This is a genomic window from Gordonia sp. UBA5067 (assembly GCF_002414845.1).
Lineage (GTDB): Bacteria > Actinomycetota > Actinomycetes > Mycobacteriales > Mycobacteriaceae > Gordonia > Gordonia defluvii.
Genome location: NZ_DIAX01000040.1, coordinates 1 through 24,426 on the forward strand (window position 1 = coordinate 1; position 24,426 = coordinate 24,426).

General features: G+C 68.0%; 23 protein-coding genes. 6 read left to right on the forward strand and 17 right to left on the reverse strand.

What is annotated here, in order from left to right:
- The first annotated feature begins 173 nt into the window (after positions 1-173).
- Positions 174-1,124, forward strand: a complete 951-nt coding sequence (locus tag B4M62_RS06245; RefSeq protein WP_290706116.1) for an LCP family protein — start codon at positions 174-176, stop codon at positions 1,122-1,124.
- Here the strand turns inward: B4M62_RS06245 and B4M62_RS06250 are convergent.
- The 7 genes from B4M62_RS06250 to msrA all read right to left on the reverse strand — a co-directional run bounded on the left by B4M62_RS06250 (position 1,121) and on the right by msrA (position 6,977).
- Complete coding sequence (locus B4M62_RS06250; RefSeq protein ID WP_290706117.1) at positions 1,121-1,657, reverse strand: ferritin; 537 nt, start codon at positions 1,655-1,657, stop codon at positions 1,121-1,123. The genes B4M62_RS06245 and B4M62_RS06250 overlap by 4 nt on opposite strands.
- Positions 1,658-1,679: 22 nt before the next feature.
- Positions 1,680-2,663, reverse strand: a complete 984-nt coding sequence (locus tag B4M62_RS06255) for a DUF5926 family protein (protein WP_290706118.1) — start codon at positions 2,661-2,663, stop codon at positions 1,680-1,682.
- Between the two features lie 63 nt (positions 2,664-2,726).
- Positions 2,727-3,509 carry a glycerophosphodiester phosphodiesterase gene (locus tag B4M62_RS06260; RefSeq protein WP_290706119.1) on the reverse strand — a complete coding sequence of 261 codons (783 nt, stop codon included), beginning with the start codon at positions 3,507-3,509 and terminating at the stop codon, positions 2,727-2,729.
- Positions 3,506-4,528, reverse strand: coding sequence for a DUF4328 domain-containing protein (locus B4M62_RS06265; RefSeq protein ID WP_290706120.1), 1,023 nt, complete (start codon positions 4,526-4,528; stop codon positions 3,506-3,508). The genes B4M62_RS06260 and B4M62_RS06265 overlap by 4 nt, the downstream gene beginning before the upstream one ends.
- A gap of 7 nt (positions 4,529-4,535) precedes the next feature.
- Complete coding sequence (locus B4M62_RS06270; RefSeq protein WP_290706121.1) at positions 4,536-4,859, reverse strand: rhodanese-like domain-containing protein; 324 nt, start codon at positions 4,857-4,859, stop codon at positions 4,536-4,538.
- 379 nt (positions 4,860-5,238) lie between these two features.
- Entirely contained in the window at positions 5,239-6,309 is a 1,071-nt protein-coding gene (locus tag B4M62_RS06275; RefSeq protein ID WP_290706122.1) for a winged helix DNA-binding domain-containing protein, read from the reverse strand.
- A complete protein-coding gene (gene msrA, locus B4M62_RS06280) occupies positions 6,306-6,977 on the reverse strand; it encodes a peptide-methionine (S)-S-oxide reductase MsrA (protein ID WP_290706123.1) in 672 nt (223 codons plus the stop codon). Before msrA ends, B4M62_RS06275 begins: the two co-directional genes overlap by 4 nt.
- A 230-nt stretch (positions 6,978-7,207) precedes the next feature.
- On the opposite strand from msrA, the gene B4M62_RS06285 reads away from it, so the two are divergent.
- Positions 7,208-7,333: a hypothetical protein gene (locus B4M62_RS06285; RefSeq protein WP_290706124.1), complete on the forward strand. Its 126-nt coding sequence runs from the start codon at positions 7,208-7,210 to the stop codon at positions 7,331-7,333.
- 89 nt (positions 7,334-7,422) lie between these two features.
- The gene (locus tag B4M62_RS06290; protein ID WP_290706125.1) at positions 7,423-8,052 is read left to right on the forward strand and encodes a superoxide dismutase; all 630 of its coding nucleotides are present in this window, start codon (positions 7,423-7,425) and stop codon (positions 8,050-8,052) included.
- A gap of 81 nt (positions 8,053-8,133) precedes the next feature.
- Here B4M62_RS06290 and B4M62_RS06295 read toward each other — a convergent pair whose 3' ends face one another.
- Positions 8,134-8,892, reverse strand: coding sequence for an energy-coupling factor transporter transmembrane component T family protein (locus tag B4M62_RS06295; protein ID WP_290706138.1), 759 nt, complete (start codon positions 8,890-8,892; stop codon positions 8,134-8,136).
- Positions 8,889-10,967, reverse strand: a complete 2,079-nt coding sequence (locus B4M62_RS06300; protein ID WP_290706126.1) for a DUF2232 domain-containing protein — start codon at positions 10,965-10,967, stop codon at positions 8,889-8,891. The genes B4M62_RS06295 and B4M62_RS06300 overlap by 4 nt, the downstream gene beginning before the upstream one ends.
- A 54-nt stretch (positions 10,968-11,021) precedes the next feature.
- On the opposite strand from B4M62_RS06300, the gene B4M62_RS06305 reads away from it, so the two are divergent.
- Complete coding sequence (locus tag B4M62_RS06305; RefSeq protein WP_290706127.1) at positions 11,022-11,723, forward strand: EthD domain-containing protein; 702 nt, start codon at positions 11,022-11,024, stop codon at positions 11,721-11,723.
- A 13-nt stretch (positions 11,724-11,736) separates the two neighbouring features.
- On the opposite strand, the gene B4M62_RS06310 is transcribed toward B4M62_RS06305, so the two are convergent.
- Both B4M62_RS06310 and B4M62_RS06315 read right to left on the reverse strand, forming a co-directional pair.
- Positions 11,737-12,216 carry a helix-turn-helix domain-containing protein gene (locus B4M62_RS06310; RefSeq protein WP_290706128.1) on the reverse strand — a complete coding sequence of 160 codons (480 nt, stop codon included), beginning with the start codon at positions 12,214-12,216 and terminating at the stop codon, positions 11,737-11,739.
- Between the two features lie 255 nt (positions 12,217-12,471).
- On the reverse strand, positions 12,472-14,193 hold the full coding sequence (locus B4M62_RS06315) for a TM0106 family RecB-like putative nuclease (protein ID WP_290706129.1): 1,722 nt from the start codon (positions 14,191-14,193) through the stop codon (positions 12,472-12,474).
- 120 nt (positions 14,194-14,313) lie between these two features.
- Here B4M62_RS06315 and B4M62_RS06320 point away from each other — a divergent pair, with 120 nt between their 5' ends.
- On the forward strand, positions 14,314-15,045 hold the full coding sequence (locus tag B4M62_RS06320) for a DUF6474 family protein (protein WP_290706130.1): 732 nt from the start codon (positions 14,314-14,316) through the stop codon (positions 15,043-15,045).
- A gap of 11 nt (positions 15,046-15,056) precedes the next feature.
- Here the strand turns inward: B4M62_RS06320 and B4M62_RS06325 are convergent, their stop codons facing one another.
- From B4M62_RS06325 to lysX, 4 genes are read right to left on the reverse strand one after another with little or no spacing between them, the layout of a single operon-like run.
- Positions 15,057-15,476 carry a hypothetical protein gene (locus B4M62_RS06325; protein ID WP_290706131.1) on the reverse strand — a complete coding sequence of 140 codons (420 nt, stop codon included), beginning with the start codon at positions 15,474-15,476 and terminating at the stop codon, positions 15,057-15,059.
- Between the two features lie 46 nt (positions 15,477-15,522).
- Entirely contained in the window at positions 15,523-17,076 is a 1,554-nt protein-coding gene (locus B4M62_RS06330) for a succinic semialdehyde dehydrogenase (protein WP_290706132.1), read from the reverse strand.
- An 11-nt stretch (positions 17,077-17,087) separates the two neighbouring features.
- The gene (gene rraA / locus B4M62_RS06335; RefSeq protein ID WP_290706133.1) at positions 17,088-17,588 is read right to left on the reverse strand and encodes a ribonuclease E activity regulator RraA; all 501 of its coding nucleotides are present in this window, start codon (positions 17,586-17,588) and stop codon (positions 17,088-17,090) included.
- Positions 17,589-17,641: 53 nt separating this feature from the next.
- On the reverse strand, positions 17,642-21,028 hold the full coding sequence (gene lysX / locus B4M62_RS06340) for a bifunctional lysylphosphatidylglycerol synthetase/lysine--tRNA ligase LysX (RefSeq protein WP_290706134.1): 3,387 nt from the start codon (positions 21,026-21,028) through the stop codon (positions 17,642-17,644).
- A 73-nt stretch (positions 21,029-21,101) separates the two neighbouring features.
- On the opposite strand from lysX, the gene B4M62_RS06345 reads away from it, so the two are divergent.
- Positions 21,102-21,314 (forward strand): RNA-binding S4 domain-containing protein, encoded by a 213-nt coding sequence (locus tag B4M62_RS06345; protein ID WP_290706135.1) that lies wholly within the window; start codon positions 21,102-21,104, stop codon positions 21,312-21,314.
- A 66-nt stretch (positions 21,315-21,380) separates the two neighbouring features.
- On the opposite strand, the gene B4M62_RS06350 is transcribed toward B4M62_RS06345, so the two are convergent.
- Together B4M62_RS06350 and B4M62_RS06355 are read right to left on the reverse strand one after the other, a co-directional pair.
- Entirely contained in the window at positions 21,381-22,832 is a 1,452-nt protein-coding gene (locus tag B4M62_RS06350) for a glutamate synthase subunit beta (RefSeq protein ID WP_290706136.1), read from the reverse strand.
- A partial coding sequence (locus tag B4M62_RS06355; RefSeq protein WP_290706137.1) for a glutamate synthase-related protein occupies positions 22,825-24,426 on the reverse strand: 1,602 nt, incomplete at its 5' end. The genes B4M62_RS06350 and B4M62_RS06355, both read right to left, overlap by 8 nt.

Consider the following 24,426-nt stretch of genomic DNA (forward strand, 5'->3'; position numbering starts at 1 on the left):
CCACGCAAACGCCCGAGCCGCTGCCAGCCCCCGCCCGGAGCCCCAGCGCCGCTCCAAGGGCACAACTGCCGAACCGTCCAGCGGCCGATCGCCGGCCTGGCCGCGGACACCCGCCCACCCCGTCGATGGGTCCGCAGCGCAGTCGCCCCACGAAAAGGCGGCGTCTCGCGTCGGTGCGCGGCGTCGTCAGTCTGGCGCTCATCGCACTGGTCGCCGCCATCGTCGCCGCCGCCGGGGGACTCGTCTATTTCGACGGCAAACTGCACCGGGTGAACGCATTGTCGTTCGCCGGCCGCATCGGCCCCACACCGGGCACGAACTGGCTCGTCGTCGGCACCGACTCGCGCGACGGGCTGACCCCGGCCGAACGAAGAAAACTGTCCACCGGGCCCGACGAAGGCGGTGCCCGCACCGACACGATGATGCTCATCTCGACACCCACCAGCGGTAAGACGGCAATCATCTCGATCCCGCGCGACCTCTACGTGGAAATCCCCAACGGCTACGGCCATCACAAGATCAACGCGGCTTTCAACATGGGCGGCGCGCAACTGCTGGTCCGGACCGTCGAGTCGATTTCCGGCGTGCACATCGACCACTACGCCGAAATCGGCTTCGGCGGGTTCGCCCATGTCGTCGACGCCGTCGGCGGCATCCACGTCTGCCTGAAGGAGCCGCTCCGCGATCCCAAGGCCGGTCTTCGCTTGAAGGCCGGCTGTCAGGATATCAACGGCCGCCAGGCACTCGGGCTGGTCCGTAGCCGCGACTTCCCCAATGCCGACCTGCAACGCGTGGTCAATCAGCGCAAGGTATTCGCCGCCCTGATGGCCAAGGCGACCAGTCCCGGGGTGTTGCTCAACCCGTTCCGCCTTCTCCCCTTCGCCAACGGGATCGTTGACGCCTTGACCGTCGACACCGACGACCGGTCGTGGAATCTACTAGCCCTTGCCTGGTCCTTGCGCGGATCCCCGACGATGGCGACCGTGCCCACCGGCGGCCCGATGTGGAGTCAAGACGGCGACTCCCTCGCCATCGGCAGCAATACCGAGCAATTCTTCGCCCGGCTGGCCCGCGGCCTCGCCGTCGACCCCGGAACCAGCAACGACGGCGGGGCGATCGGCTAGAGGTTGCCGCCCGCGGCCACCGGCGCGGCGGCTCCTTCACCGCCCTTGCCATTGATCTCCCGCTCGACGAAGGTCTCGAGGTCGAAGATGTTGCCATTCGCCCGCTCGGCGATGGTGAGCAGCGTCGTCATCGTCGCGACTTCCTCGACCTGCTCCTTGAGGAACCACTGCATGAATTGCTCGCCGAGATAGTCGCCATCATCACGCGCGACGCGGGCCAGATTGACGATCTGCTCGGTGACGTCTTGCTCCTGCCCGAGCGCCAACTTGATCGGCTCGGTGTAGTCGCCGAACTTGTTGCGGGGCGGGTCGATGCCGGGGATCTCCACAGCCTGATCCCGGTCGAGGAAGTACTGCACGATCATCATCGCGTGGTTGCGCTCTTCGACCGCCTGCTCGTAGAAGTGTTGCGCGAGTCGCGGCATGTCCTCGTTGTCGTAGTACACCGCAATGGCGGTGTACTGCTGGCTTGCGGCGAACTCGTTGGTGATCTGATCGGCCAGCAGCTGCTGGAACTTCGTCCGTTGCGTCATCGTGCCATCGTAAGGCCAACGGCTAGACCCGCAATGTCACCTGCCGGGTACGGATTCCGGCGCGGGACCGCCGCTGCTCGGCGGTGAGCTCAGCGGTATCGGCCATGGCCGCCACCAGCCAGGCGTCGAACTGGTCGAGACCGTCATACCAATGCTCGGCCTGCTTCGCGACATCGAGGTCGAAAACGGGGACGAGCAGGCCGTGGGTGCGGAACGAGCCCGCGAAGCGCGAACCCTCGCCCAGGGTGAGGCGGCCGGCCGCATGCAGCCGCGCGAGCGCCGTCATCACCGCATCCTCGTCCTCGGGCCGAACCCACCGCAGATGTGCGCGGTCGCCGGCATTGACCCACCACGGCGCGCCCAGCCCACTCTTGGCAGTCATTCGCGCGGTTGGCAGGATCGTGTCGGCGGCCCGGTTGAGCATCTCCTGGACCCCCGCGTCGAGCGGCGCCCCCGGCGCGTACCACCACGAAAAGTCCTCGTGCACGGTGATGTCGAGCGGCGCGCCGACGTCGATCAGCTCGGCCAGGGTCGTGTTCGTGGCCGTGCCCCGGTACGGTTCGCCGGCCTTCGCATGGGCCGCCCATTCGATCGCCGCGGCGAACTCACCGGTGATGTCACCCGGCTCCGGATCGATCTGCAGGCCGGCGAATCCCTCGCGTGCCCCCTTGCCGTCGCGCACCATCGCGCCCACGGCGCCGGGTAGCACCGTCGCCACGCTGACGTGGTTGCGGACGCCGTCGTTCTGCACCGACGGGCCGGGGTCGTCGTCCGGTACGACGGACGTCAGTTCGGGCTCGGGCGGCCCCGCCTCCAGCAGTGTCAGCCGCGCCGTCGCCGACGACACGAATGCCCGCATCGCAACGAGATCGCACTCGGCGGCGAGCCCGGCGAACGGGCGTCTCGGTGCCGCCGCGGCGGCCTGGCGTTCCTTGCGCGCGGCGACCCGCTCGGCTCGATCGCTACCCGGTCGTGGTCCGCTGCCGCGTTTGCTCTTCTTACCCATGGTTCAACCTTGTCACACGATCGGGTGTCGCCGGCCGCTAGCCGAGGCGCCACCGGGACGGACTCAGACCGTGACCAGCCAGTCACGCACATTCGCCGGATGGTTCGTCGCGATCCAGCGCACCCCGATCTCGGCGCACATCGCCACGTCGGACTGTTCGTCGACCGTCCAGCAGTAGGTGACCCGGCCGGCGGCCGCGGCCCGGTCCACCAAGTCCGGGTGCAGGCGAAGCGTGTCGATCGACGGCCCGATCCCCGTCGCACCGACAGCGGTCGCGGCGCTGCCGCCGAGAACCCGCGCGGTGTCGCCGAGCAGGATTGTCGGAAGCATCGGCGCGTGCCGGCGGATCCGCCACACCCCCGCCGATGAGAAGGAAATCACCACTGCTCGACTGTGATCGGCCGACGGCGGCGATGCCACGGAGAAGCGTCGCAACATCGCCAGCAGCTTCTCCTCGACCAGGCTTCCGAACCGGACCGGATGCTTGGTCTCGATGAACAGCCGAACCGGCCGATGCCAGTCCAGCGTCAAGGTCAGCAACTCTTCCAGGGTCAGTACCGTCGCCGGCTTCCCCCCGTACCAGCTCCCGAAGTCGTAGTCGCGCAGTTGCGCCAGCGGCAACTCGCTGACGATCCCACTGCCATCGGAGGTGCGGTCGATGGTGCGGTCATGAACGCATACCAGCTCGCCGTCGGCGGTGAGCCGCACGTCGCACTCGAGCCCGTCGGCTCCCTGCGTCAGCGCGAGCTCATAGGCGGCCAGGGTGTGCTCGGGCGCATCGCCGGACGCACCTCGGTGCGCGACGACGGCGGGCTTGCCGGATCGCGATACCCGCGCGGCGGTCACGCGTTGACCCAGCGGCGGCGGGGGCGAATAGTCCCCTCGACAGTGGTCGGACTGAAGACCTGGATCAGCCGGGGCACCATCCACCAGGCAAAGGCCGCTGACACGATCGCCGAAACAATGGTCCAGACCAGGGAGTCGGCCTGAGTCTGCAGGCTGCCGCTGCGGCTGCCGGCCCACCGGGTGAGGATGGCGATGAGCGCGAACGCGTTCACCAGCGCCCACGCGACCCAGATCTTCCGCAGGGCGGCGAGAGACCTCGGCCCGGACACACGCTCGTCGACCAGCGCCGCTTCGCGGACCACAAACGGACCGCTGAACACATTCCCCAGCGGTACCACCGAACACAGCCACAGCACCCAGCGCGGACGCGGATCGAGCCGGTGCCCGTGCCGGTACGCCAGCACCCGCATCGCCACCACCCATCGGCCGAAGTAGAACAGCCCGTACACCGCGGCCGCCACCGCCGCGAGGCCGCCGAGCACGGCCAAACTCGATGTCGCAATATCGAGCCAGCCCGGGATCAACCGTCCGCGGCCGAGAATCGTGACCGCGTACCGGATCAGATGGAACAGGGCGCACAGCGCCAGGGCGATCGCACTGTAGCGGGCGGCGCCGTTGAACCGCATCGCTTCGGCACGCGCCTGCTGTTCCGCGGGAATCTCCCGCCAGCTCGCCGGCAGGTCCGGCAGGCCCCACGCCGGGATGGCGGTGTAGCGCGGCGTGGCCCGCGTCCCGGTATTGCGCGGTCCGCGGCGCGGGGCTGGGCGCGCCTCCGGCGGTCGCTGGGCGACCCAGCGCACCTTCGCCTCGCTACCGCGACGGTATCCGGCGACTCGCTGACGCGGTACCTGCCGATCCGGGAGCCGAGGCTGCGCGAGCGCCTGCGCCACCCGATCACCGGTGACGACAACCAGAATGCTGTTGCAGCGCGGACAACGCGTCCGCCCCGCACGGTGGGGAGCCTGAATTCGACAGGTACGACACAGGTCGACCAGCCGGTCGTCGGACGGTTCGGTCATCGGGACCTCATTCCGCCGTCTCGACCGGCTTACCGCTGGCCTCCCAGGCAACCATGCCGCCTTCGACGCACACCGCGTCGCGGCCGACGTGTTCGAAGTATTCGAGCATCCGGAACGACCGACCACTCGTGCGGCAGATGACGAACACCTCCGCGTCGGGGTCGATCTCATCGATTCGCTCCGGCACCTGGCCGAGTGGGATGTGCAGCGCACCCCGGATATGGCCGTCCCGCCACTCGTCGGGCTCACGGATATCGAGCAGCACCTTGTCAACCTCGTTGGTGAAGTCGTCGGGCAGCTCGGTAACCGGCACCTGCTCGAATGCGGGCATGCTTCCATCGTGGCACACGTCGGCGATCGGGGAGGCATCAACGTCGGCCCGTCAGCTGCTCGACGGTCGCTGGTCATCGCCCTCGCAACCGGCACGCCCGCTAGCGCTTCCGAGCCGAACCAAGATATCCACAGGTCGGAGCACACCACCGGGCTTGTCGTCCACGAGGTGCGGCCGGGCATGTCTTCACGAAAGTGAACGGACCATGACCACCTCCGGTCTGGCGAGCAAGAATTGTGACTAGCGTCACGCAAACGGGGGAAATGTGGCGGACTTCCGACACTATGGCGAATTCTCGGCGTCGGTTCGCGCCATCTTCGACCCGTTCCCACAACCAGCCACGGCCTGTGGATACCGTGTGGATAACTGTGGATTTCGACTACTGAGCTGCCACAAACGCCGTCAGGCGCTGCGCCTCCTGATCGACTTCGCGGCGCTGCGCGGGGCCGACGTCGGTGAGATAGTCCACGTCGACCGACCGGTCGGCAATCCGCCACGTCCCGGCCAGGCGCCCGTCCACGAGCACAAATCCCGGACTGCGGCCATTGCGCGTGACGGTCGCGGCGTACAGGCCCGGATCGGCGATGCGAATCCGATCGGCCGGCGCCTGGGCCACCAGGATGTGGTCGAAGGGCGCGATCAGCCGAACCGGCGCCGACTCGTCTCCGGCGGAGATCGAAAGGCCCTCGAGGTCGTAGAGCTCCTCCCCGTTCGGGCCGTCGATTCGGGTCAGCTCCCAATCGTCCGTCATCTGCTGCACGAGCGACCGCAACCCAGTCAGACCGGACCACGTTTGGATCCCGGCAATGCTCGCCGGCCCGAAGCCCCGCAGGTACATACTGATCAGGTCGCGGCGGGCCTCGTCGCCGATGACCGCGGGCTCCCCGGGCCCGATCCAGTCATCGAGCAGGGCATACGCCGGTTCATCGGATCCGGATGAACGCCACGTTCCTCTCGGCGGTACCTGCACCAGATGTAGACCGCAGCGCACCACCGCCATCAAGTCGGCGACCGGAGCCGTCGGCCACCGCTGCCCGAGCAGGTCGCGCAACTCGCGGACCGGCATTGCGGCCCCGTCGATAGCCTCCCGAGCCGCGTCGACGACGGCCCGGGCGTCCACGCCGCCGGGCAGCGGATGGGATCGGCGGACGGCCGCATCGATCCGCGGCTGCACCAGGGCACGCACCCACCGGGCGTCGTGCGCGTCCATCGTGAGGAGCGTCCCGCGCAGCACCACGGACCGGACAATCTCCCGCTCGAGCAGGAGATCGTCGTAGTCGACGGGATCGAATCGGTCGATCCGCGCCCACAGTGCGACGAAGGGCGGTCGCGGGTCCTGGGCCTGCATTCCGACGCAGCGGTCGAGGACCTCGATGACATCCTCATCGATACGCGCCAACAGATGCTGCCGAGCAAGGAGGGTGCGGTTCCATTGCTCGAGAGATATCACGACGGGAAGTTGACCCCGGTGGCCGCGTGACAGCGGTAGCCGGCGGGGTTCTTCGCCAGATACTGCTGGTGGTAGTCCTCGGCGTAGTAGAACTGCCCGTCGCCGATGTCGCCCAGCTCGCCGATCTCCGTCGTGATCGCGCCGTACCCCGCCGCCGACAGCGCCGGCGTGAAGCGCTCGGCGACGGCACGCGCGGTGCGGACGTCAGCGGGCGAGCAGGTGAAGATCGCCGACCGGTACTGGGTGCCGACGTCGTTTCCCTGCCGCATGTCCTGGGTCGGATCATGCGTTTCGAAGAAGATGCGCAGAATGGCTTCGAGGTTGGTGCGCGCCTCGTCGAAGACGACCAAGACGGCCTCGGCATGCCCGGTGCGCGCCGAGCAGACTTCTTCATAGGTCGGATTGGGCGTGTATCCACCGGCATAGCCGACAGCGGTCGTATAGACGCCGGGCACCTGCCACATGATCTCCTCGACACCCCAGAAACAACCGCCGCCAAGGATCACCGCATGCCGTCCCGGACCCCAGTCGCACAGCCCGCCTGCTGACCCCATCGGGGCACCGAGAACCAGATTCTTCGACGCGACCGGCGTCGGTGTTCCCCGTCCCGGCAGCGCAGCTATGGAATCGACCATCGTCTGCTTTGCGTGCGAAGAGCCCCAAGACATAGCTGCGATTCTACGCCGCGGAACGCCCGCCCCGGTGCGGCGGAAGACGGTTCCGATAGCCGAATTTGAGATCTCCAACTACCGATGTCTATGATGAGCATCACATCGGCCTGTGATGCAGTTCACTGGTCGGGGGCGGTGCGCCGGAGATCGAGGGACCGGGAATCGCACGGTACGGACGACGACCCGGGTACGGAAGTTCAGAAGGTAGGGGGACCACAACCATGGCGATGACCACGCATCTGACCGACCTGTCGACGGACAACGGGCCGACGTACAACATCTCCGGCTCCTGCCTGTGGACGCTGGCGACCATCGTTCCGCTGACGATCCTGCTGCTGATCCTCGCGTTCTGACCGCACGGCCCGGGCATCGTGCTGACGGGCCCACCACAGAGGGATACGGTGGAAGGGTCAACCGACCTGAAACCGCGAAGGGAAGACCTGTGGCTGAATACACCCTGCCCGATCTGGACTACGATTTTGGCGCGCTCGAGCCCCACATCTCTGGCCGCATCATGGAACTCCATCACGACAAGCATCACGCGGCATATGTGAAGGGCGCCAACACCGCACTGGAGAAGCTGGCCGCGGCTCGCGAGGACGGCGCCATCGCCGACAAGGTTTTCGGCCTTTCGGCCAACCTTTCGTTCCACCTCGGTGGTCACACCAACCACTCCATCTTCTGGAAGAACCTGTCGCCCAACGGGGGCGGAGAGCCGACCGGCGACCTGGCCGACGCCATCAACAACGACTTCGGTGGTTTCGCCAAGTTCCAGGCGCACTTCACCGCGGCCGCCTCGACCCTGCAGGGTTCGGGCTGGGCGATCCTGGGCTACGACACCGTCGGCCAACACCTAGTGATCCAGCAGCTGACCGATCAGAGTGGCAACACCTCCGCAGCCCTGATCCCGATCGTCATGCTCGACATGTGGGAGCACGCGTTCTACCTCGACTACCAGAACGTGAAGCCCGACTACGTCAAGGCATGGTGGAACGTCGTCAACTGGGCCGACGCCGGTGAGCGCTTCGACCGCGCCCGCACCCAGGGGGCCGGGCTGGTCGTCCCGTCCTGACCAAATTCGTCTGATATAGAAAGCGCCGAGGGCAGATTGCCCTCGGCGCGCTCTATTTCAGACGAAATTCGCCGTCCGCCTCTACATCGCGCCCTCGATGAGAAGCGACCCGGCGATCGCGGCGGCCAGGACGACCGCCATGATGCCCAGCGCGATGTAGTCAATCCGCCCCGGGCGCGCCGCATCAGCCGTCAGTCGCCCGGTCCCCCCGCGAGCGGTGATCGCCTCCCCCATCTCCCCGGCACGGCGCAACGCCGACGACAACGCCGCCACCACCATGTCGACCAGGGTCAGTTGCGCTGCCGGATGCCGAACGTTCGACGGTGCGCGCGGGCGCAGCCGATGCACCGCACGCAGGACCATCAACTCGTCAACCATCAGCGGCAACGACCGCAGGCACAAGGCAATGACGACCGCCCATTCATCGACGGGCAACCGCAACCAGCGCAACGGGGTCAGCAACGTGGCGATGGCGGGGGCGAGTTGCGCCGCCGGCGTGGTCCACACGACCAACACCGAAACCGCGATCACCAGCAGACCCAGCAGTACGCTGCGGGCGGTGACCAGGCCGCCGGAAACCCCGGCCACCAGGGTCGAGAGCCCGACACTCGCCGCCGCCAGCGCCCACAGCCACCACGGCGGCTTGGGCACTGCGCCCAGCGGTATGCCGGCGAGCAGCGCGACACCCACGACGACGACGGCGACCGCGCCGAGCGCCGGCCACGACGGCAGCACCCACATGAGTACGCCGACCAGCGCGATCGCGATCAGCTTTGTGCCCGCCCACAGACGATGGATCACCGAGTCCCCGGGGATCTCGCGCAACGGCAGTCCGTTCACCACGCCACCCCCGTGGTGACCGCGTCCACCAGCACGCCGTCGACCAACTCGACCTGACGGTCACAGACCGCCGCGATCTCGTCGAGGTCGTGGGAGATCACGATCAGGGTGAGGCCGGCCGCCCGCATGCGCCCGAACAACGCGACGACGTCGGCCCGGGCCTGCGGATCAAGGCCGGCCAGCGGCTCGTCGGCGACGACAATCTCCGGGTGCCCGGCCAGCGCGCCGGCGAGGACCCCGCGGCGCATCTGCCCGCCCGAGAGAGCGTCAGTGCTGCGCGCGGCGAACTCCCGAGGCAACCCGACTTCGTCCAGGAGGTGGGCAACCTCGAGGCTGCCCACCTCGACGCCGCCGGCGGCCTGAATGTCCTCGCCCAGCGTGGGCCGCTGCAGCTGCAGTCGCGCGTGCTGGAAAGTGAGCTTCACCGCGCCGACCTGCTTGCTGATCGGCGATCCGTCGTAGTGCGCTGTTCCCGACGTGGGGACGGTGAGTCCGGCGAGAATCCAGGCGAGGGTCGACTTGCCCGAGCCGTTGCCGCCGACGATGAGCAACCCCTCACCGCGGGCGACCCGCAGGGTCACCTCGCGCAGCGCAGTCACCTCCCAGGGCGAGCCGGACAGATAGCGGTGACCGATGCCGTCGAGCTCGATCAGGGTCTGCCCCGGCCGGTGCGGCGAGATCGGTGGGCTCGGCCGCACCGGCTGGCTCGGCACCTCGAATTCCCCTGCACCGGCCAACCAGTGCGGTGGCGCCTGGTCGACCTGTCCGTCGCGAAGGTGCACGACGCGGTCAGCCGCGGCCGCCTCGTCGGCGCGGTGGGTGATCAGAACGACGGCAAGCCCGCGCCGCCGCGGTAGTGCCGCCAGCACGCTGAGCAGTTCGCCGCGTCCGGCCGGATCCACCATCGCCGTCACCTCGTCGGCGATGAGCAGAGCCGGATTCCGGGCCAGGGCGGCCGCCAGGGCGAGCCGCTGCTGTTGTCCGCCGGACAGGTCGGCGGTGTCGCGATCGGCCAGCCCGGCCAGACCGACCTCGGCCAGCAGCTCCTCGACGTCGATGCGCACGTCGTCGGGCAGTCCCCACACGACATCGTCGGCGACACGGGCCCCGAGCATCTGTGTCTCCGGTCGTTGCAGCACCATCGCCGTGCCTCCCGGGCATCCGAGCCCGGGATCACCGGGCCGCCGGACCCGGCCGGTTGTCGGCGCGCGCCCGGCCAGAATCTTGGCAACCGTCGACTTGCCCGAGCCGTTGGGTCCGACGATCGCAACGAACTCACCCGGGGCGATGCGCATCGAGACGTCCCGGAGCGCGGGTTCGCGCGCACCGGGATAGCGAAATCCCACCTGCTCGAGTTCGACGGGCAGCGGACCCGGGGTGGACACGGCGATCCTACGACTCGGCTCATCGAGGGTGTCGACGCTCGGGATGGCGCGGACCCGCTCAATCACCCCGCCGACCAGCCACCAGGCGACGAACAGCGAGAGCACCGTTCCCGTCGCGCTGCTGAGCCACAGCCACGCCCACCAGTACTGCACGATGGCCGTGGACATCGTGCGCAGCCCGTCGGCGATCTGCCCGACGGCCTGGCCGCCGCCGGGCAGACGAGTGCCGATTTCGTCGAGTGCTTTGGCGAACCCGGTGACGGTGTTCTCCAACGACTCGAGCAACAATCGCCGCAACGGAACCAGGACCACGAACACCAGGACCGACAGGCCGCCCATGATCGGGGCCACGAGCAACGATGCCGCGGCGAACGACCAGAGTCCCCGCCGGCGGCGCTTCAGCTCGCCGACCAGACCGCCGATCACGCCGGCCCCCACCACCGACACCGCGGCAGACAGGCCGGCCAGCGCGAAGGAGACCCCGGCCGCGGCGACGACGACGGCGATCAGCGCGCGCGGCCGGGTCCGCTGACCCACCAGCGCCATCGGCACCGGCGCGAGCAAGGCCACCGAGGTGAGGATCGGCAGTACCTGTGCGACGACGATCGTCGCGACGGTGAGTCCGCCCAGCACTGCTGCCAGCGCGATCTCATGGGGACGCAGTGGGCCCGCAATGTGCTCTTCAGACATATCGGTTCCAGTTTGCCCGATCATGTGTGAGAGTGCGCTGAGTAGGCTGGGCCAATGGCTGAGACGACGAAACTGATCTGTGCGTTGCACGGCGACGGCCTCGGCGACCTTCTGCGTTCCAGCTCGCTCCGCGACGAACTCCGGGCGGCCGGCGCGACGCGGCTGCAGGTCAACATCGATGATCGCGATGTTGCGGGGGCGATGCGATTCGGGCCCGGCAAAGCGGTCACGGGCGTGGTGTCGGTCTGGACCGATGCCGAACGGGACATGCCAGCGCTAACCCACCTGGTCGCGACGATCGGGGCGGCGGTAGCCGAACCAGATCTGCACGCCTACCGGGTCACCGAGAAGGTCCGGCTCGATCCGGCGCCCGGCCCTGACGGGGTGCGGGCCGACGTGCTCGCCCAGGTCGCGCTGCTGCGGCGTCCACCGACGATGAGCCCCCCGGACTATCTCGAGTACTGGTTGGTGCAGCACACGCCCATCGCGATCCGCACCCAGAACACCTCGGCATACATCCAGAACATCGTCGAATCTCCGCTCACGCCGACCTCGCCCCCCGTTGCGGCCATCGTCGAAGAGCATTTCCCGATGGCCGCGATCAGTGACCCCCACGCCTTCTACGGCAGTCGCGGCGATGAGGCGGAACGGAAGCGTCGAGTCGCCGAACTCATGGAGAGTGTCCATCGCTTCGGCGCCGACGACGGGCTCGATCTGGTTCCCAGCAGTCGCTATCAATGGGCGCTGCGGCCGTAGCACCCGAGTTCAGCTACGCGAGCGCAGCCTCGGCGATGTCCGGCGGATCCTGGGGCAATCCTTGTTGCTGGCGCAGCACCTTGATGAGCTCGTTGACGACGGTCACCTTGTCGCTGGAAAGACCGGCCAGGCGAAAAGCAGCGAGCTGGATGTCGGTATCGGCCTGCATGCGCAGCTTGTCGATCTCCGTGCGCGTGCGCTGCGCGGCCGAGTCCTCGAGGAAGTAGTGGACATCGACGCCGAAGGCCGCTGCAATTCCCTCGACCGTCCGGAACGACGGCGACTTGGCCTTCCCGGAACGCAGTTGGCTCAGATAGGACTCACCGAGGCGAAAGCCGCGCGAGGTAGATCGCTGCGCGATCGCTTTAGCACTGTAGGCGCGGCCGTTGGGGCCGGGAACCGTGCGAAACAGCTCCTCGAGACGTCGCGCGAAGAGACCCGGCTCGACTTCGGCAGCGCCCGCGGCGGTGGCGCGGTTCTCAGGTGCCGTCATGTGCTACTCCAGTCGCCGTCCCCGATCGGGAACCTATCGTGAATATTCTTCAGAATACCCCCATCTTGGGGCGTCCTGGGATCACCACGTCAGCGCCCCGCGCCCTCCGATGTGCTCCCGGCGCACGTCAATGGTGGTCGGAATCTCCACAATACAGTTACATGCAAGTTCAAGCTCCATCGCCACGCCCGAAACTCGCACCAGGGAGAGTTCGGAATTCGCGGTCGATGGCGACGCCGACGACCGCTGGCGACTTCAGTCACCGCCCTCGCCCGGGATGTGTTCGGCCGCCGGCCGTCGAAGCACATCGCGCATCGTCGGCAGCTGGCCGACGGCATCCCCGTCCATCCACTCGCGCAGCACCTTCGTGGCCCGAACGTCGTCCTCGTTGTACTGCAGCAGCCGAACCCGCTGGGCATCGTCGGGCGCGGCGCCACCCAACCCGACCGCCGTCGCGTACCAGTCCATCGACGCGGCACCACCGGCCTCCTCATCACGCCACTGGAAGCCGGCGATCGGCGCGACCCGCTTGAGGCCTTTGCCGTTGGGGCAGAAGAAGTTCGACGACACCGCCGCGAAGACGTCGACCCAGTGCGGGGAGGCGATGAAGTCCTCGACCTCGTGACTTGCCGGGATGCCCGGCATCCCGGCGAAGCGGTGGGCCGACCCACGCAGCCACCGGTTCTCGGCCTGTTCGGAATAGCAATACGCGGCGAAGGTCTTCCCGTGCGCCCGCGCATCCGCCATCTCCTCGTGCAACCATTCCCAGAACGCCGCGAACGACCGTGCCTCCGCCGTCGTCGGTAGCGGTCGCCAGGTCACGAACGGCCGATAGACCACGGGCCGAGAAGTATCGGTCCGGTCGGTCAGCAGGGTTCCCCAGAGGTACGCGCCATCCTCGCCGTAACTCTCCATGTCGACATCAACCTCGACGTCGGCGCGCGCAATGGGCGTCGCCACCGACCGGCGCACGAGCCGATCGCCGGTCTGGTAGCACCGCGCCGCGGCGATCGCATCGGGAAACGAACCGTTGCCCCACTGCGCGGGCTCATCGTCGACGGACAGCTGAGCAAGTCCGGCGACGGTCGTGATCCCGCTGGCCCGCAAGCTCTCTGCCACCATGCCGTTCACCACCAGACTCACATCGTCCCGAGCCTTCAGGTCGGCCTCGCAGCGCGGCCACCATCGGCAGTCCCGGCACTCGCTGATTCGGCTCGGCTGCGTCGACGCCAATTGATCGACGACGGCGAGTCGCTCATAGGTCAGACGCGCGAATTGCGGGCGCAACGATCCGACGTCGAGCACGGCGATACAATCGGCGTCCATGCCGATGACCCCCGCGTGCCACTGCCGCGCACCCCGCTCACCGGACAGCCCGGCGGCGACGAGTAACTCGGTGAGATGCTGCACCCGCTGCTGATCGCGACGGTTGGGGCGCAGGGTCCGCGTCGCGTCGGGCATGGGCAGCCAGGACCACAGGGGGCTGGTGAGGATGGTGCGCGGCGTCTCGCCGCTGCCATCGGCCACCGGTTTCCGGGCACCGGTCGGGACCGGTCTGGTCACGCGGTGGTTCACCACGATCACCGGGATGTACCCGACGCCGTCGTGCACCAGCAGTTCGCAATGACCTCGGCGGCGGTCGAGTGGGTCATCGGGCAGTGCCGCGTTCCAGATCCAGCGCGCACCGCGCTGCGCAGCGGCCAGCGTCTGCGACACGCGAACTTCCCGTGTCCCCCCGTTGACGACGACGAATGCCGCCGAAGATTCGTCGCTGTGAATCGACCGCAACACCTCGCGCACCTGCGAACGGTGGAGGGCCGCGGCTTCCTTGCGGCGGACGACTTCGGCCGAATCGTCGGCCACGGGGCGCTCCCCCGACGCCGCGGGCGAGTTGTCCAGCGCCAGTCGATGCGCGCACCCGGAGAGATCGCGGGCGGCCAGCAGCACTGTTGCCGCGTTTCGCGTCACCGCACTCATTCTCACCGCCTCCACCGCTGCCCGTCGGCGGACGGGGAATTGACTCCCAACCTAACCGATGGGTCCGACGCCGCACCCCAACGACCGGCGTCACCGTCCCCGGGGCACTAGGGTGGCCGCATGGGATTGTTCTCCACGAGTGGGCAGCGCCCGCCGCGCGCCGAACGGCGAGCCGAGAAGAAGGCGGCGAAAAAGGCGGCCAAGCAGCGCGCCAAATACGAGGCCAAGTACGACGCCAAAGAGCGGCGTACCGAGGCCCGGCGCCGCGAGCGGGACGACCTGCAGGGGCGGCGCCGCACCGAACGGCGGGCCGATCGCGCCCACCGGCGCGAACAGCGCGCGACATCACAACAGGTCAAGCACGAGTCCAGGGTGGCAATCGCTGACGCCAAGGCCCGAACCGCGGAGCTTGAGGCGGCTGCCAATAAGAAGAAGTTCACGCCGCAAAATGCCCGCCGCGTGCTGTCCGTCGCACGCATCGTTGCGCCCATCCTCGGCCCGATCGTCTACCGGGGCGGGGTGGTCGCGCGGGAAAAGCTGGCCGACTACCAAGCCTCGCGCGCCGGCGTGGCACCGGAGACGCTGCGACAATTCGCCGGCAAGGGCGCGCCGCTGGCCGCCCGGATCGCGACCGCTCGCGATGCCCTGCGCGCGCTGCCCCTGACGGACTCGAGTGCCGACGCAGCGGCTTTCTCCGCGACGATGGACGCGCGTCTGATCAATCTCTCCCTTGCGGTGGACACGGCCGAGTCGATGAATCCCGGTGCACGCAAAAGTGCGCACCGAGCGATCAGCAATGAACTGTCGGCGATCGACGCCGATATCCTCGCCCGGTTGGGCGTGGCAAACTAGCCGGGCCCCCACTACGGGACAATGATGCCGCTATAGGCCGTGCACTGCTTCCCGTCGGGAGCAAGACGACACAGCCGGAACTGCTTGCCGTCGTACCCGGTCAGTGTGCTCCACTGCCCCCACACGGGCCCGGAGCCGGGCGGGGCGACCGCCAACTGCTTCCACGGCGTCCCCACCTTCTGGCGGTATTTCACACTGCGCTGCTCCAGTACCACCGGACTGCCACCGTGATCGTGGGTGAGCATGAACGCGCCGTTGTTCGGCGCGACGAACGTCACCGACCAGGCGGTTCCGTACCAGTCGGCCAGTCGCACCGCAGCGGCCGGATGCGGTGCCGGTAGACCGGGTACACCCGGAAAAGCACCGGCCGGACCCGACCCGATCACACCGGCCGCAACCGCGACCGTCGCGGCCAGCACCGTGCGCTTCATCGTCGTCCGCGTTATCGTCGTCCGCGTTATCGTCGTCATAGCAGGCCTACCGTCCGGGGAGGAATTTCAGTGCCTCCATGGCTTTGGGGGTCACTGCGAGAAAAAGGCTCTGCGGTATGCCGCGGACGCCGTCGATCCCGATGAACCGCTGCTCGGCGATCGTCTGCGGCTCGGTGTACTTCAGCAGGCCCTCCTCGCCGTGCCGGCGGCCGACGCCGGAGGCCCCCATGCCGCCCATCGGTGCCGCCGTCGAGCCCCACGCGGCGGCATAGCCCTCGTTGATGTTGACCGTGCCGGCGCGCAGTTGATCGGCGATGGCGTTCGCCTCCGCACTGCTGCCCGCGAAGACGCTGGCGTTGAGGCCGTACTCGGTGTCGTTGGCCAGCTTGATCGCCTCGTCCACCGAGTCCACCGGATAGACCGCCACGAGTGGGCCGAACGTCTCCTGTTTGAAGCAGGCCGCGGCATCGGTGACGTCCGCGAGGACGGTCGGCTCAAAGAAGAACGGCCCGAGGTCATCGCGCCGCTTACCCCCGGCGAGCACCTTCGCGCCGTGGGCGATGGCATCGTCGAGGTGTGCCGTTACCGCTTCGACCTGCGCCGCGGAAGCCAGTGAACCCATGTCCACCGAGAAATCGTAGGCCGCTCCCAGCGTCATGTTCGCGACATGGGCGGCAAATCGCTTGGTGAACTCAGCCGCGACCGGCTGCTCGACGTAGATCCGCTCGATCGCGATACACAATTGTCCCGAGTTCGAGTAGCACGCGCGCGCCGCACCCGGCACCGCCTGGTCGAGGTCGGCACCGGCGGTGACGATGAGCGGGTTCTTGCCGCCGAGTTCGGCGGAGAATCCGATGAGTCGCCTACCGGCCTGCGCGGCCAGAGCCGAACCCGTCGCCGACGACCCGGTGAACATTACGTAGTCGCTCTGCGCGACGATCGCCTGCCCGACGACGCTGCCCGGACCGGGTACGACGGCGAACAATTCGCGCGGCAACCCGGCCTCGTAGAGCAACTCGGCCGCCGCCAACGCGCAATAGGGCGTCTGGCTATCCGGTTTGATGACGACGGCGTTGCCGGCCAGCAGGGCCGCGACCGCGTCGGAAACCGCGAGAGTGAGCGGGTAGTTCCACGGCGAGATGATGCCGACCACACCTTTGGGCTGGTAGCGCACCCGGACGCTCGTGGCGCCGGGAATCATGCCCTTGACCTTGTGCTCGGCCAGCGCCGCCGGACCGGTACTCGCGTAGTGCCGGGCGGTCAGCGCGACGTCGAGGACTTCTTCCTGGGCGTACTGACGCGCCTTGCCGGATTCCGCCTGGACCATGTCCATCAGCGCATCGGCGTCGCGATGAACCAGCCGCGCGAAGGCGTACAGGACCTCCGCCCGCTCCTGGGGAGTGCGGGCCGCCCAGCCCTGTTGTGCCACCCGGGCCGCGGCAACCGCGACCTCCAGGTCTTTGGCAGTACCGATCGGGATGTGCGACAGCTCCGTTCCGCTGAAGGCTTCGACGATCGGGCGCGTCTTGCGCTTGGCCGCGGGATCAATCGCCACGAGTTGGCTCAGCCGTTTGAAGACGGCCGGCGACGGTGCTGGCATGTGGCCTTCTCCTAGCCCTCGGGCCCGACGACGACGATGCCGTCGGCATCGGAGTAGAGGGTGTCGCCAGGGCGGAAGAGGACGCCACCGAATTCGACGGGAACGTCCCGCTCACCGGCACCGGTCTTCGTCGACTTGCGCGGATTGGTGCCCAGCGCTTTGACCCCGATGTCCATCCCGTCGATGGTGGCCGCGTCGCGGATGGCGCCGTTGATGACCAGACCTGCCCAGCCGTGGGTTCGGGCGCGCTCGGCGATCAGATCGCCGACCAGGGCGGTATGCACCGAGGCGCCACCATCGACAACGAGGACACCGCCGGGGTTGTCCTCGCCCAATACCTCTTTGAGAAGCGCATTGTCTTGGAAACAGCGGACCGTTGTCACGGTCCCGGCGAAGCTGCCCTGGTTGCCGAACCGGCGGAACTGTGTGTCGCAGCTGCGGACAGCGGCACCGATGTCGTCGACGAGATCGGCGGTGGGGACCGCCGAAGTCTTTTCCTCGGGTGAACTCATGGATGAATCCTATCCAAGTGCCCGGCCGTCGGGGCGTTGCACCGAAAGCGCTGTCATGGCTGCTGCGGTTTGGTGAGCGGGAACGGCAGGGATTCGCGGATCGAGCGCCCGGTGATCAGCATGACGATCCGGTCTACGCCCAGCCCCAGCCCGCCCGTCGGCGGCATGGCGTATTCCAGTGCCTGCAGGAAGTCCTCGTCGAGTTCCATGGCCTCGGGATCTCCGCCCGCTGCCAGGATGGACTGCTCGGTGAGCCGGCGCCGCTGCTCCACCGGATCGGTCAGCTCGGTGTAAGCCGTGCCCAGTTCAACGCCCCAGGCAACGAGGTCCCAGCGCTCGGAGACCCCGTCGATGGTGCGGTGGGGCCTGGTGAGCGGCGAGGTCGAGCTGGGGAAGTCAAAGTAGAAGGCGGGGGTGGTGGTCGTCGCCTCGCCGAAATGTTCATAGAGTTCGGCGACGATCTGACCGGCGTCCCACACCGGGCGCACCGGCACGCCGTGCGCACGGGCGATATCCCGCAGGGCCTCGGTGCCGGTCTGGGGGGTGATCGCCGCACCGACGGCGGTGGACACCGTCTCGTACACCGAGCGGCGCGGCCAGTCGCCGCTGATGTCGACGCGCTCGAATCCGCCGTCCCCGTCGGGGCGCACGACGACCGGTGACCCGTGGACGGCGGTGGCGGCCGCCTGGATCATCTCCTGGGCCAGCACCGCCATATCGCCGTAGTCGCCATGCGCGGCATAGGCCTCCAGGCTGGTGAACTCGGGGTTGTGGCTGAAGTCGGCGCCCTCGTTGCGGAAGTTGCGGCCGAGTTCAAACACCTTGTCCACCCCTCCGACACAGAGCCGCTTGAGGTAGAGCTCCGGCGCGATCCGCAGGTAGAGGTCGAGGTCGTAGGCGTTGATGTGCGTCGTGAACGGGGTCGCATTCGCCCCGCCGTGGATCTGCTGCAAGATCGGGGTCTCGACCTCCAAGAACCCCCGGTCGGCAAGGAACCCGCGCAGGGTCGTGATGATCGTCGAGCGGGCCGCCAGCATCTCGCGCGCCTGCGGGTTGATCGCGAGGTCCAGGTAGCGCTGTCGGACCTTGGCCTCGGGGTCGGCCAGGCCGGCCCATTTGTCGGGCAGCGGGTGCAGGCACTTGCCGAGCATCCGCCACGACGACACCAGCACCGACCGCTGTCCGGAGCGGGAGAAGCCGATCGGCCCGCTCACGCGCACCAGATCGCCCAGGTCCACCGTTCGCGCGAAGTCAAGGGCGCCCGGTTCGAGCGCCGCGGCGTCGACGACCACCTGCGTCTGCCCGGACCAGTCGTGCAGATTGGCGAACACCACGCCGCCAAAGTCCCGCAGTGCGGTGATCCGGCCGGCGACGGCGACCACGGAGCCGACCGCCGCCGCGGTCGCTTCGGCGACCGTGTGGGTTGGGCGCTCCGCGGGCCCGGCCGCGGGATAGCTCTCGACTCCCGCGGCGCGCAACCCGTCGAGCTTGCTCATCCGGACCCGTACCTGTTCGGGCCGGCGAATCGCCGGTACGCCGGCCTGTGCCTCGTCGGCGAGTTGCGCGGTGAGCGCGGCCAGATCGACGCCGGCGGGGATGGCCGCCGGCCCGCTGCGCTCCTTGCTCTTGCCGGCGAACCGCGGCAGCGAGATGAATCCCTCGGTCACGATCGCGGCGGTGCCCACCCGAGGCACGACGCGGGCATCCTCGAACGCGAGGTACCGCGGCACCCACTGCGGCCGGTACTTCGCATTCGACCGGTACAGCGACTCCATTTGGACGAACTGTGACGCGAAGGTCAGCACCCCGTGCATGGCACGCACCACCGGTCCGACGCCGAGCCGTTCGCCCTGTTCGAAGAACTCCCGGAACGCGGCGAAGTTGAGCGACACCTCCGTGATGCCGAATTCCTCGGCCTGCAGCATCAGTTCGACGACCATGAGCTCGACGATCCCGTTGACCGAGGACCGGTCGCGGCGCATGACGTCCAACGAGACACCGGTGCGGCCCCACGGCACGAAGGACAGCATGCCGACGGAACGCTCATCATCGGTGTCCGCATGCAGGACGGCCTCGACGAGGAGGCAGTCGCCGTCCAGCCGATCACCGAGGCGCCCCAGCGCCATCGCGAAACCACGCTCCTCCTCGGTGTCTCGCCACGCGTCGGCGAGCGCGACGATGCCGGCCATCTCGGCGGCGGGGATGTCCCGGTGCCGCCGGATTCGCCCGCTCAACCCCAGCCTGCGCGCCCGCGCCACGGCGTGGCGCACGTTGCGCATGTCGGGTCCGTTCAGGGTGAATCCGCGCGGGTGCAGGATCGCCTCGTCGCCGATGCCGAGCAGGCTCAGCCCGGCCCGCTCATAGGCGGCCGCGCCGCGCTCGCTGACGCCGATCGCGGCGGGATGCCACCCGAAGCGCTCACACTCGGCGAAGAACTCGGCGATGGCCGCCGACCACGATCCTGGGTCGCCGATCGGGTCGCCGCCGGCCATTCCGACCGACATCTCGACCCGGAAGGTGATCGCGGCCCGGCCGTCCGACGAGAACACCACGGCCTTGTCCCGCCGGGTCGAGAAGTACGCCAGCGAATCGTCGTCGTTGAACGTGGTGATCAACGCCCGGATCAGTGTTTCGTCGGGTTCGGCGATAAGGCCACTCAGCCGCTGCGAACGGAATAGCACCAGGGCCGCGGCCAATAATGCCAGTGCGCCGAACAGGCCGAGTAGGCCGTTGATCGGGCTGAACGACTGATGCCCGTCGAAGTTGTGCTGATCGATGGCGGCGAAGGCGACGACCCGGTTCGCCGCATAGGCCAGGCGTTCGTCGCGCGCAAGGGTGTCCGGGAACAATTCGACCAGTCCCCACCCCAGGAGCGTGCCCAGGATCAGGCCACCGACCAGGGTTGCCAAGGCGCTGAGGGCCGCTCCGCGTCGCACCCGGGTATAGAACTGTTTGCGGGTGACCACGAGGAACAGCAGTGCGACGAGGTCGATTCCGAGGCCGACGGCGGCGTGGGTGCGGTCCCCCGACACTCGCCCGTCGAGCCACGGCGGTACCGAGTCGATGAGGACCGCGACGTTGGAGCCGGCGTAGATCAGCAGGTAGCTCACCGAGATCCACCAGGCCACGCGTTTGCGGTGGCCCAGAGCGATCGCAATGAGCGTCAGCACAAAGGCCCAGGCGAAGCTCGTGTCGGGCATCGTGATGATGTAGTCGTCGATGAAGGTCCGCGGCACGTGCAGAAGGTGGCGGATTCGCGGCGACAACGAGGAGAGCAGCGAGAGTGCCGCGAGGACGCCCACAATCACCGACGCCGTATGCGGCGCATTGACCAGGACTCCGCGCGGCCGGGCCATCCGCGTGAGCAGGTTCCGCGAGCGCTCGTGGGCCGGACTCCCGGCTAACCGGCTCCCGGCGCTGTTCTTACTCGTCTGCTCCACCCGTTCACGGTAGCCGCTGCAACCGATCGGTCGCCCCTGCCGGGGGCGGGCCGGTCAGACCTAGACTGAGTCCATGGACGAGGTCCCCATTGACACCGACAACATCCGGCTCGGCCAGTTCCTCAAGCTGGCGAACCTCATCGACTCGGGCTCAGACGCGAAAGCAGTGATCGCCGACGGTCTGGTGCGCGTGAACGGCGAGGTCGAGCGCCGCCGAGGTCGCCAGTTGGCCCCGGGCGACCGAGTGGAATTCGCGGCGCACTCCGCGGTGGTGAAAGCTCCGTAGCACGAATCCTGCCGTCACCACCGGTCGGAGCGCGTGCCCCCGGCAGGCGCCGGGGGCGAGCAACTGTCAGCGCTGAGCCACCTGGGTGGGCACGATCGGCGCAGGCAGATCCGTCGAGCCCATCAGGAACCGATCCGCCGCCGCGGCCGCCGAGCGGCCCTCGGCGATCGCCCACACGATCAGCGACTGACCGCGCCCGGCATCGCCGGCGACGAAGACCCCGGGCACCGTCGAACTGAAGTCGCCGTCGCGCTTGATGTTGCCGCGCCCGTCGAAGTCCACGCCCAACTTGTCGAGTAGGTCGGCACGCTCTGGGCCGACGAAGCCCATGGCCAGCAGCACGAGATCCGCCTCGAGCTCGAAGTCACTGCCGTCGACCTTCTCAAATCGCCCGTCGACCATCTGCACCTCGTGGGCGCGCAATGCGGTGACCTTGCCGTCGGCTCCCCGGAACTCCTCGGTGTTCACACTGAACACCCGTTCGCCGCCCTCCTCGTGGGCCGAGGACACGCGGTACATCAGCGGATAGGTCGGCCACGGCGTCGACGCGGCGCGCTCACTCGGCGGGCGCGGCATGATCTCGAACTGATGGACGATCTCGGCGCCTTGGCGCAGCGATGTTCCCAAACAGTCCGCACCGGTGTCACCGCCGCCGATGATGATGACCTTCTTGCCCGTCGCAGTGATCTGGCCGTCGACCGCGTCGCCGAGCTGCACCCGATTGGCCTGCGGCAGGAACTCCATCGCCTGATGGATGCCGTCGAGTTCGCGCCCGGGGATCGGCAGATCACGTCCAATGGTCGAGCCGACGGCGAGCACCACCGCGTCGAAGTCCGCCCGCAGCTGCTCGACGGTCACGTCGACTCCGACGTTCACGCCGGGACGGAACACGGTGCCCTCGGCCGTCATCTGCGCCAGTCGCCGATCGATGATGTGTTTTTCCATCTTGAACTCGGGAATGCCGTAGCGCAGCAGGCCGCCGATCCGGTCGGCCCGCTCGAACAGCGTGACGCCGTGTCCGGCCCGGGTAAGCTGCTGCGCCGCGGCCAGTCCGGCCGGTCCCGACCCGACGACGGCCACCGACTTGCCGGTCCGCACCGTTGGTGGCACCGGCTGCACGCCGGTCGTGTCGAAGGCATTCTCAACGAGTTCGACCTCGACCTGTTTGATCGTCACTGCGGGCTGGTTGATGCCCAGCACGCACGAGGACTCACACGGTGCCGGGCACAGCCGCCCGGTGAAGTCGGGGAAGTTGTTGGTGGCGTGCAGGCGGTCAATGCCGTCGGCCCACCGATCCCGGTAGACCAGGTCGTTCCACTCCGGGATCAAGTTCCCCAGCGGGCACCCGTTGTGACAGAACGGCACACCGCAGTCCATGCATCGGCTCGCCTGCGTACGCAGGGTGTCCTTCTCGAAGTCGGTGTAGACCTCTTTCCAGTCGAGCAGTCGCAGCTCGACGGGACGCCGTTCGGGCAGCTCACGCTCGGTGTGCTTGAGAAATCCGCGTGTGTCAGCCATTTGCCGCCTCCATAATCGCGTCGTTGACATCACGGCCGTCGCGTTCGGCGGCCTCGATGGCGAGCAGAACCCGCTTGTAGTCGCGCGGCATCACCTTGCGGAAGTGCGCCCGCTGCGCGTCGAAGTCCGCAAGGATCGCCCCGGCAACCGGTGAATCGGTCTCATCGCGGTAGTCCGCGATCGTCTCCTGCAGGAAGGCGACATCGTCGACGCCGAGCTGCTCGATGTCCACCAGCTCCGGATTGAGGTTCTCCACCAGCCGGCCGTCGGGGTCGTAGAAGTAAGCGATACCGCCCGACATTCCCGCCGCGACGTTGCGGCCGGTGGCACCCAAGACCACCACCCGCCCGCCGGTCATGTACTCACAGGCATGGTCGCCCACGCCCTCCACCACGGCGGTGACCCCGGAGTTGCGGACACAGAACCGTTCGCCGGCGATGCCACGGAGATAGATGGATCCCGATGTACCGCCGAACCCGATGACGTTGCCCGCGATGATGTTGTCCTCGGCGACAAAGCCAGCCGGCGCCGTGCCGGCCGGACGCACGACGATCCGCCCGCCGGACAGGCCCTTGCCGACGAAGTCGTTCGCGTCACCGGCCAGTCGCAGCGTGATGCCGGCGGGGACGAATGCACCAAAGCTGTTGCCGGCTGACCCGGTGAACGCAATCTGGATCGTGTTGTCCGGCAGCCCGTGGGCGCCGTGCGCCTTGGTCACCTCGTGGCCGAGCATCGTGCCGACCGTGCGGTTGACGTTGCTGACCGACCGCGACAGCGAGATCGGTGCCGCGGTGTCGATCGCCGCCCGGCACTGGGCGATGAGGTCTTGGTCCAGCGCTCGGTCCAGTGCGTGGTCCTGACTTCGCGAGCAGTACCGGTCCTGGTTCATGAACGGCGACTCCACCTGGGCCAGGATCGGGCTCAGATCGAGCTTTCCGGCCTTCGCGTCACGCCAGTGCGCGAGCGCCTTGGACGTGTCGAGGGCTTCAACCTGTCCGACCGCCTCCTGCAGGGTCCGGAAGCCCAGCCGGGCCAGCAGTTCGCGCACCTCTTCAGCGATGTACCGCATGAAGTTCTCCACGAACTCGGGTTTGCCGGTGAATCGCTCACGCAGCAACGGATTCTGCGTCGCGACTCCCACCGGGCACGTGTCGAGGTGGCAGACGCGCATCATGATGCAGCCCGAGACCACCAGGGGTGCGGTCGCGAAACCGAACTCCTCGCCGCCCAACAGCGCCGCGATGACGACGTCGCGCCCCGTTTTGAGCTGTCCGTCAACCTGGACGACGATGCGGTCGCGCAAGCCGTTGAGCAACAGCGTCTGCTGGGTTTCGGCCAGGCCGATCTCCCAGGGGGCACCCGCATGTTTGAGCGATGTCAGCGGACTCGCACCCGTGCCGCCGTCATACCCGGAGATGAGCACGACATCGGCGTGCGCCTTCGACACGCCGGCCGCAACCGTTCCGACCCCGATCTCGGAGACGAGCTTGACGTGGATCCGCGCCTGCGGGTTGGCGTTCTTCAAATCGTGGATGAGTTGCGCCAGATCCTCGATTGAATAGATATCGTGATGCGGCGGCGGCGAGATCAGGCC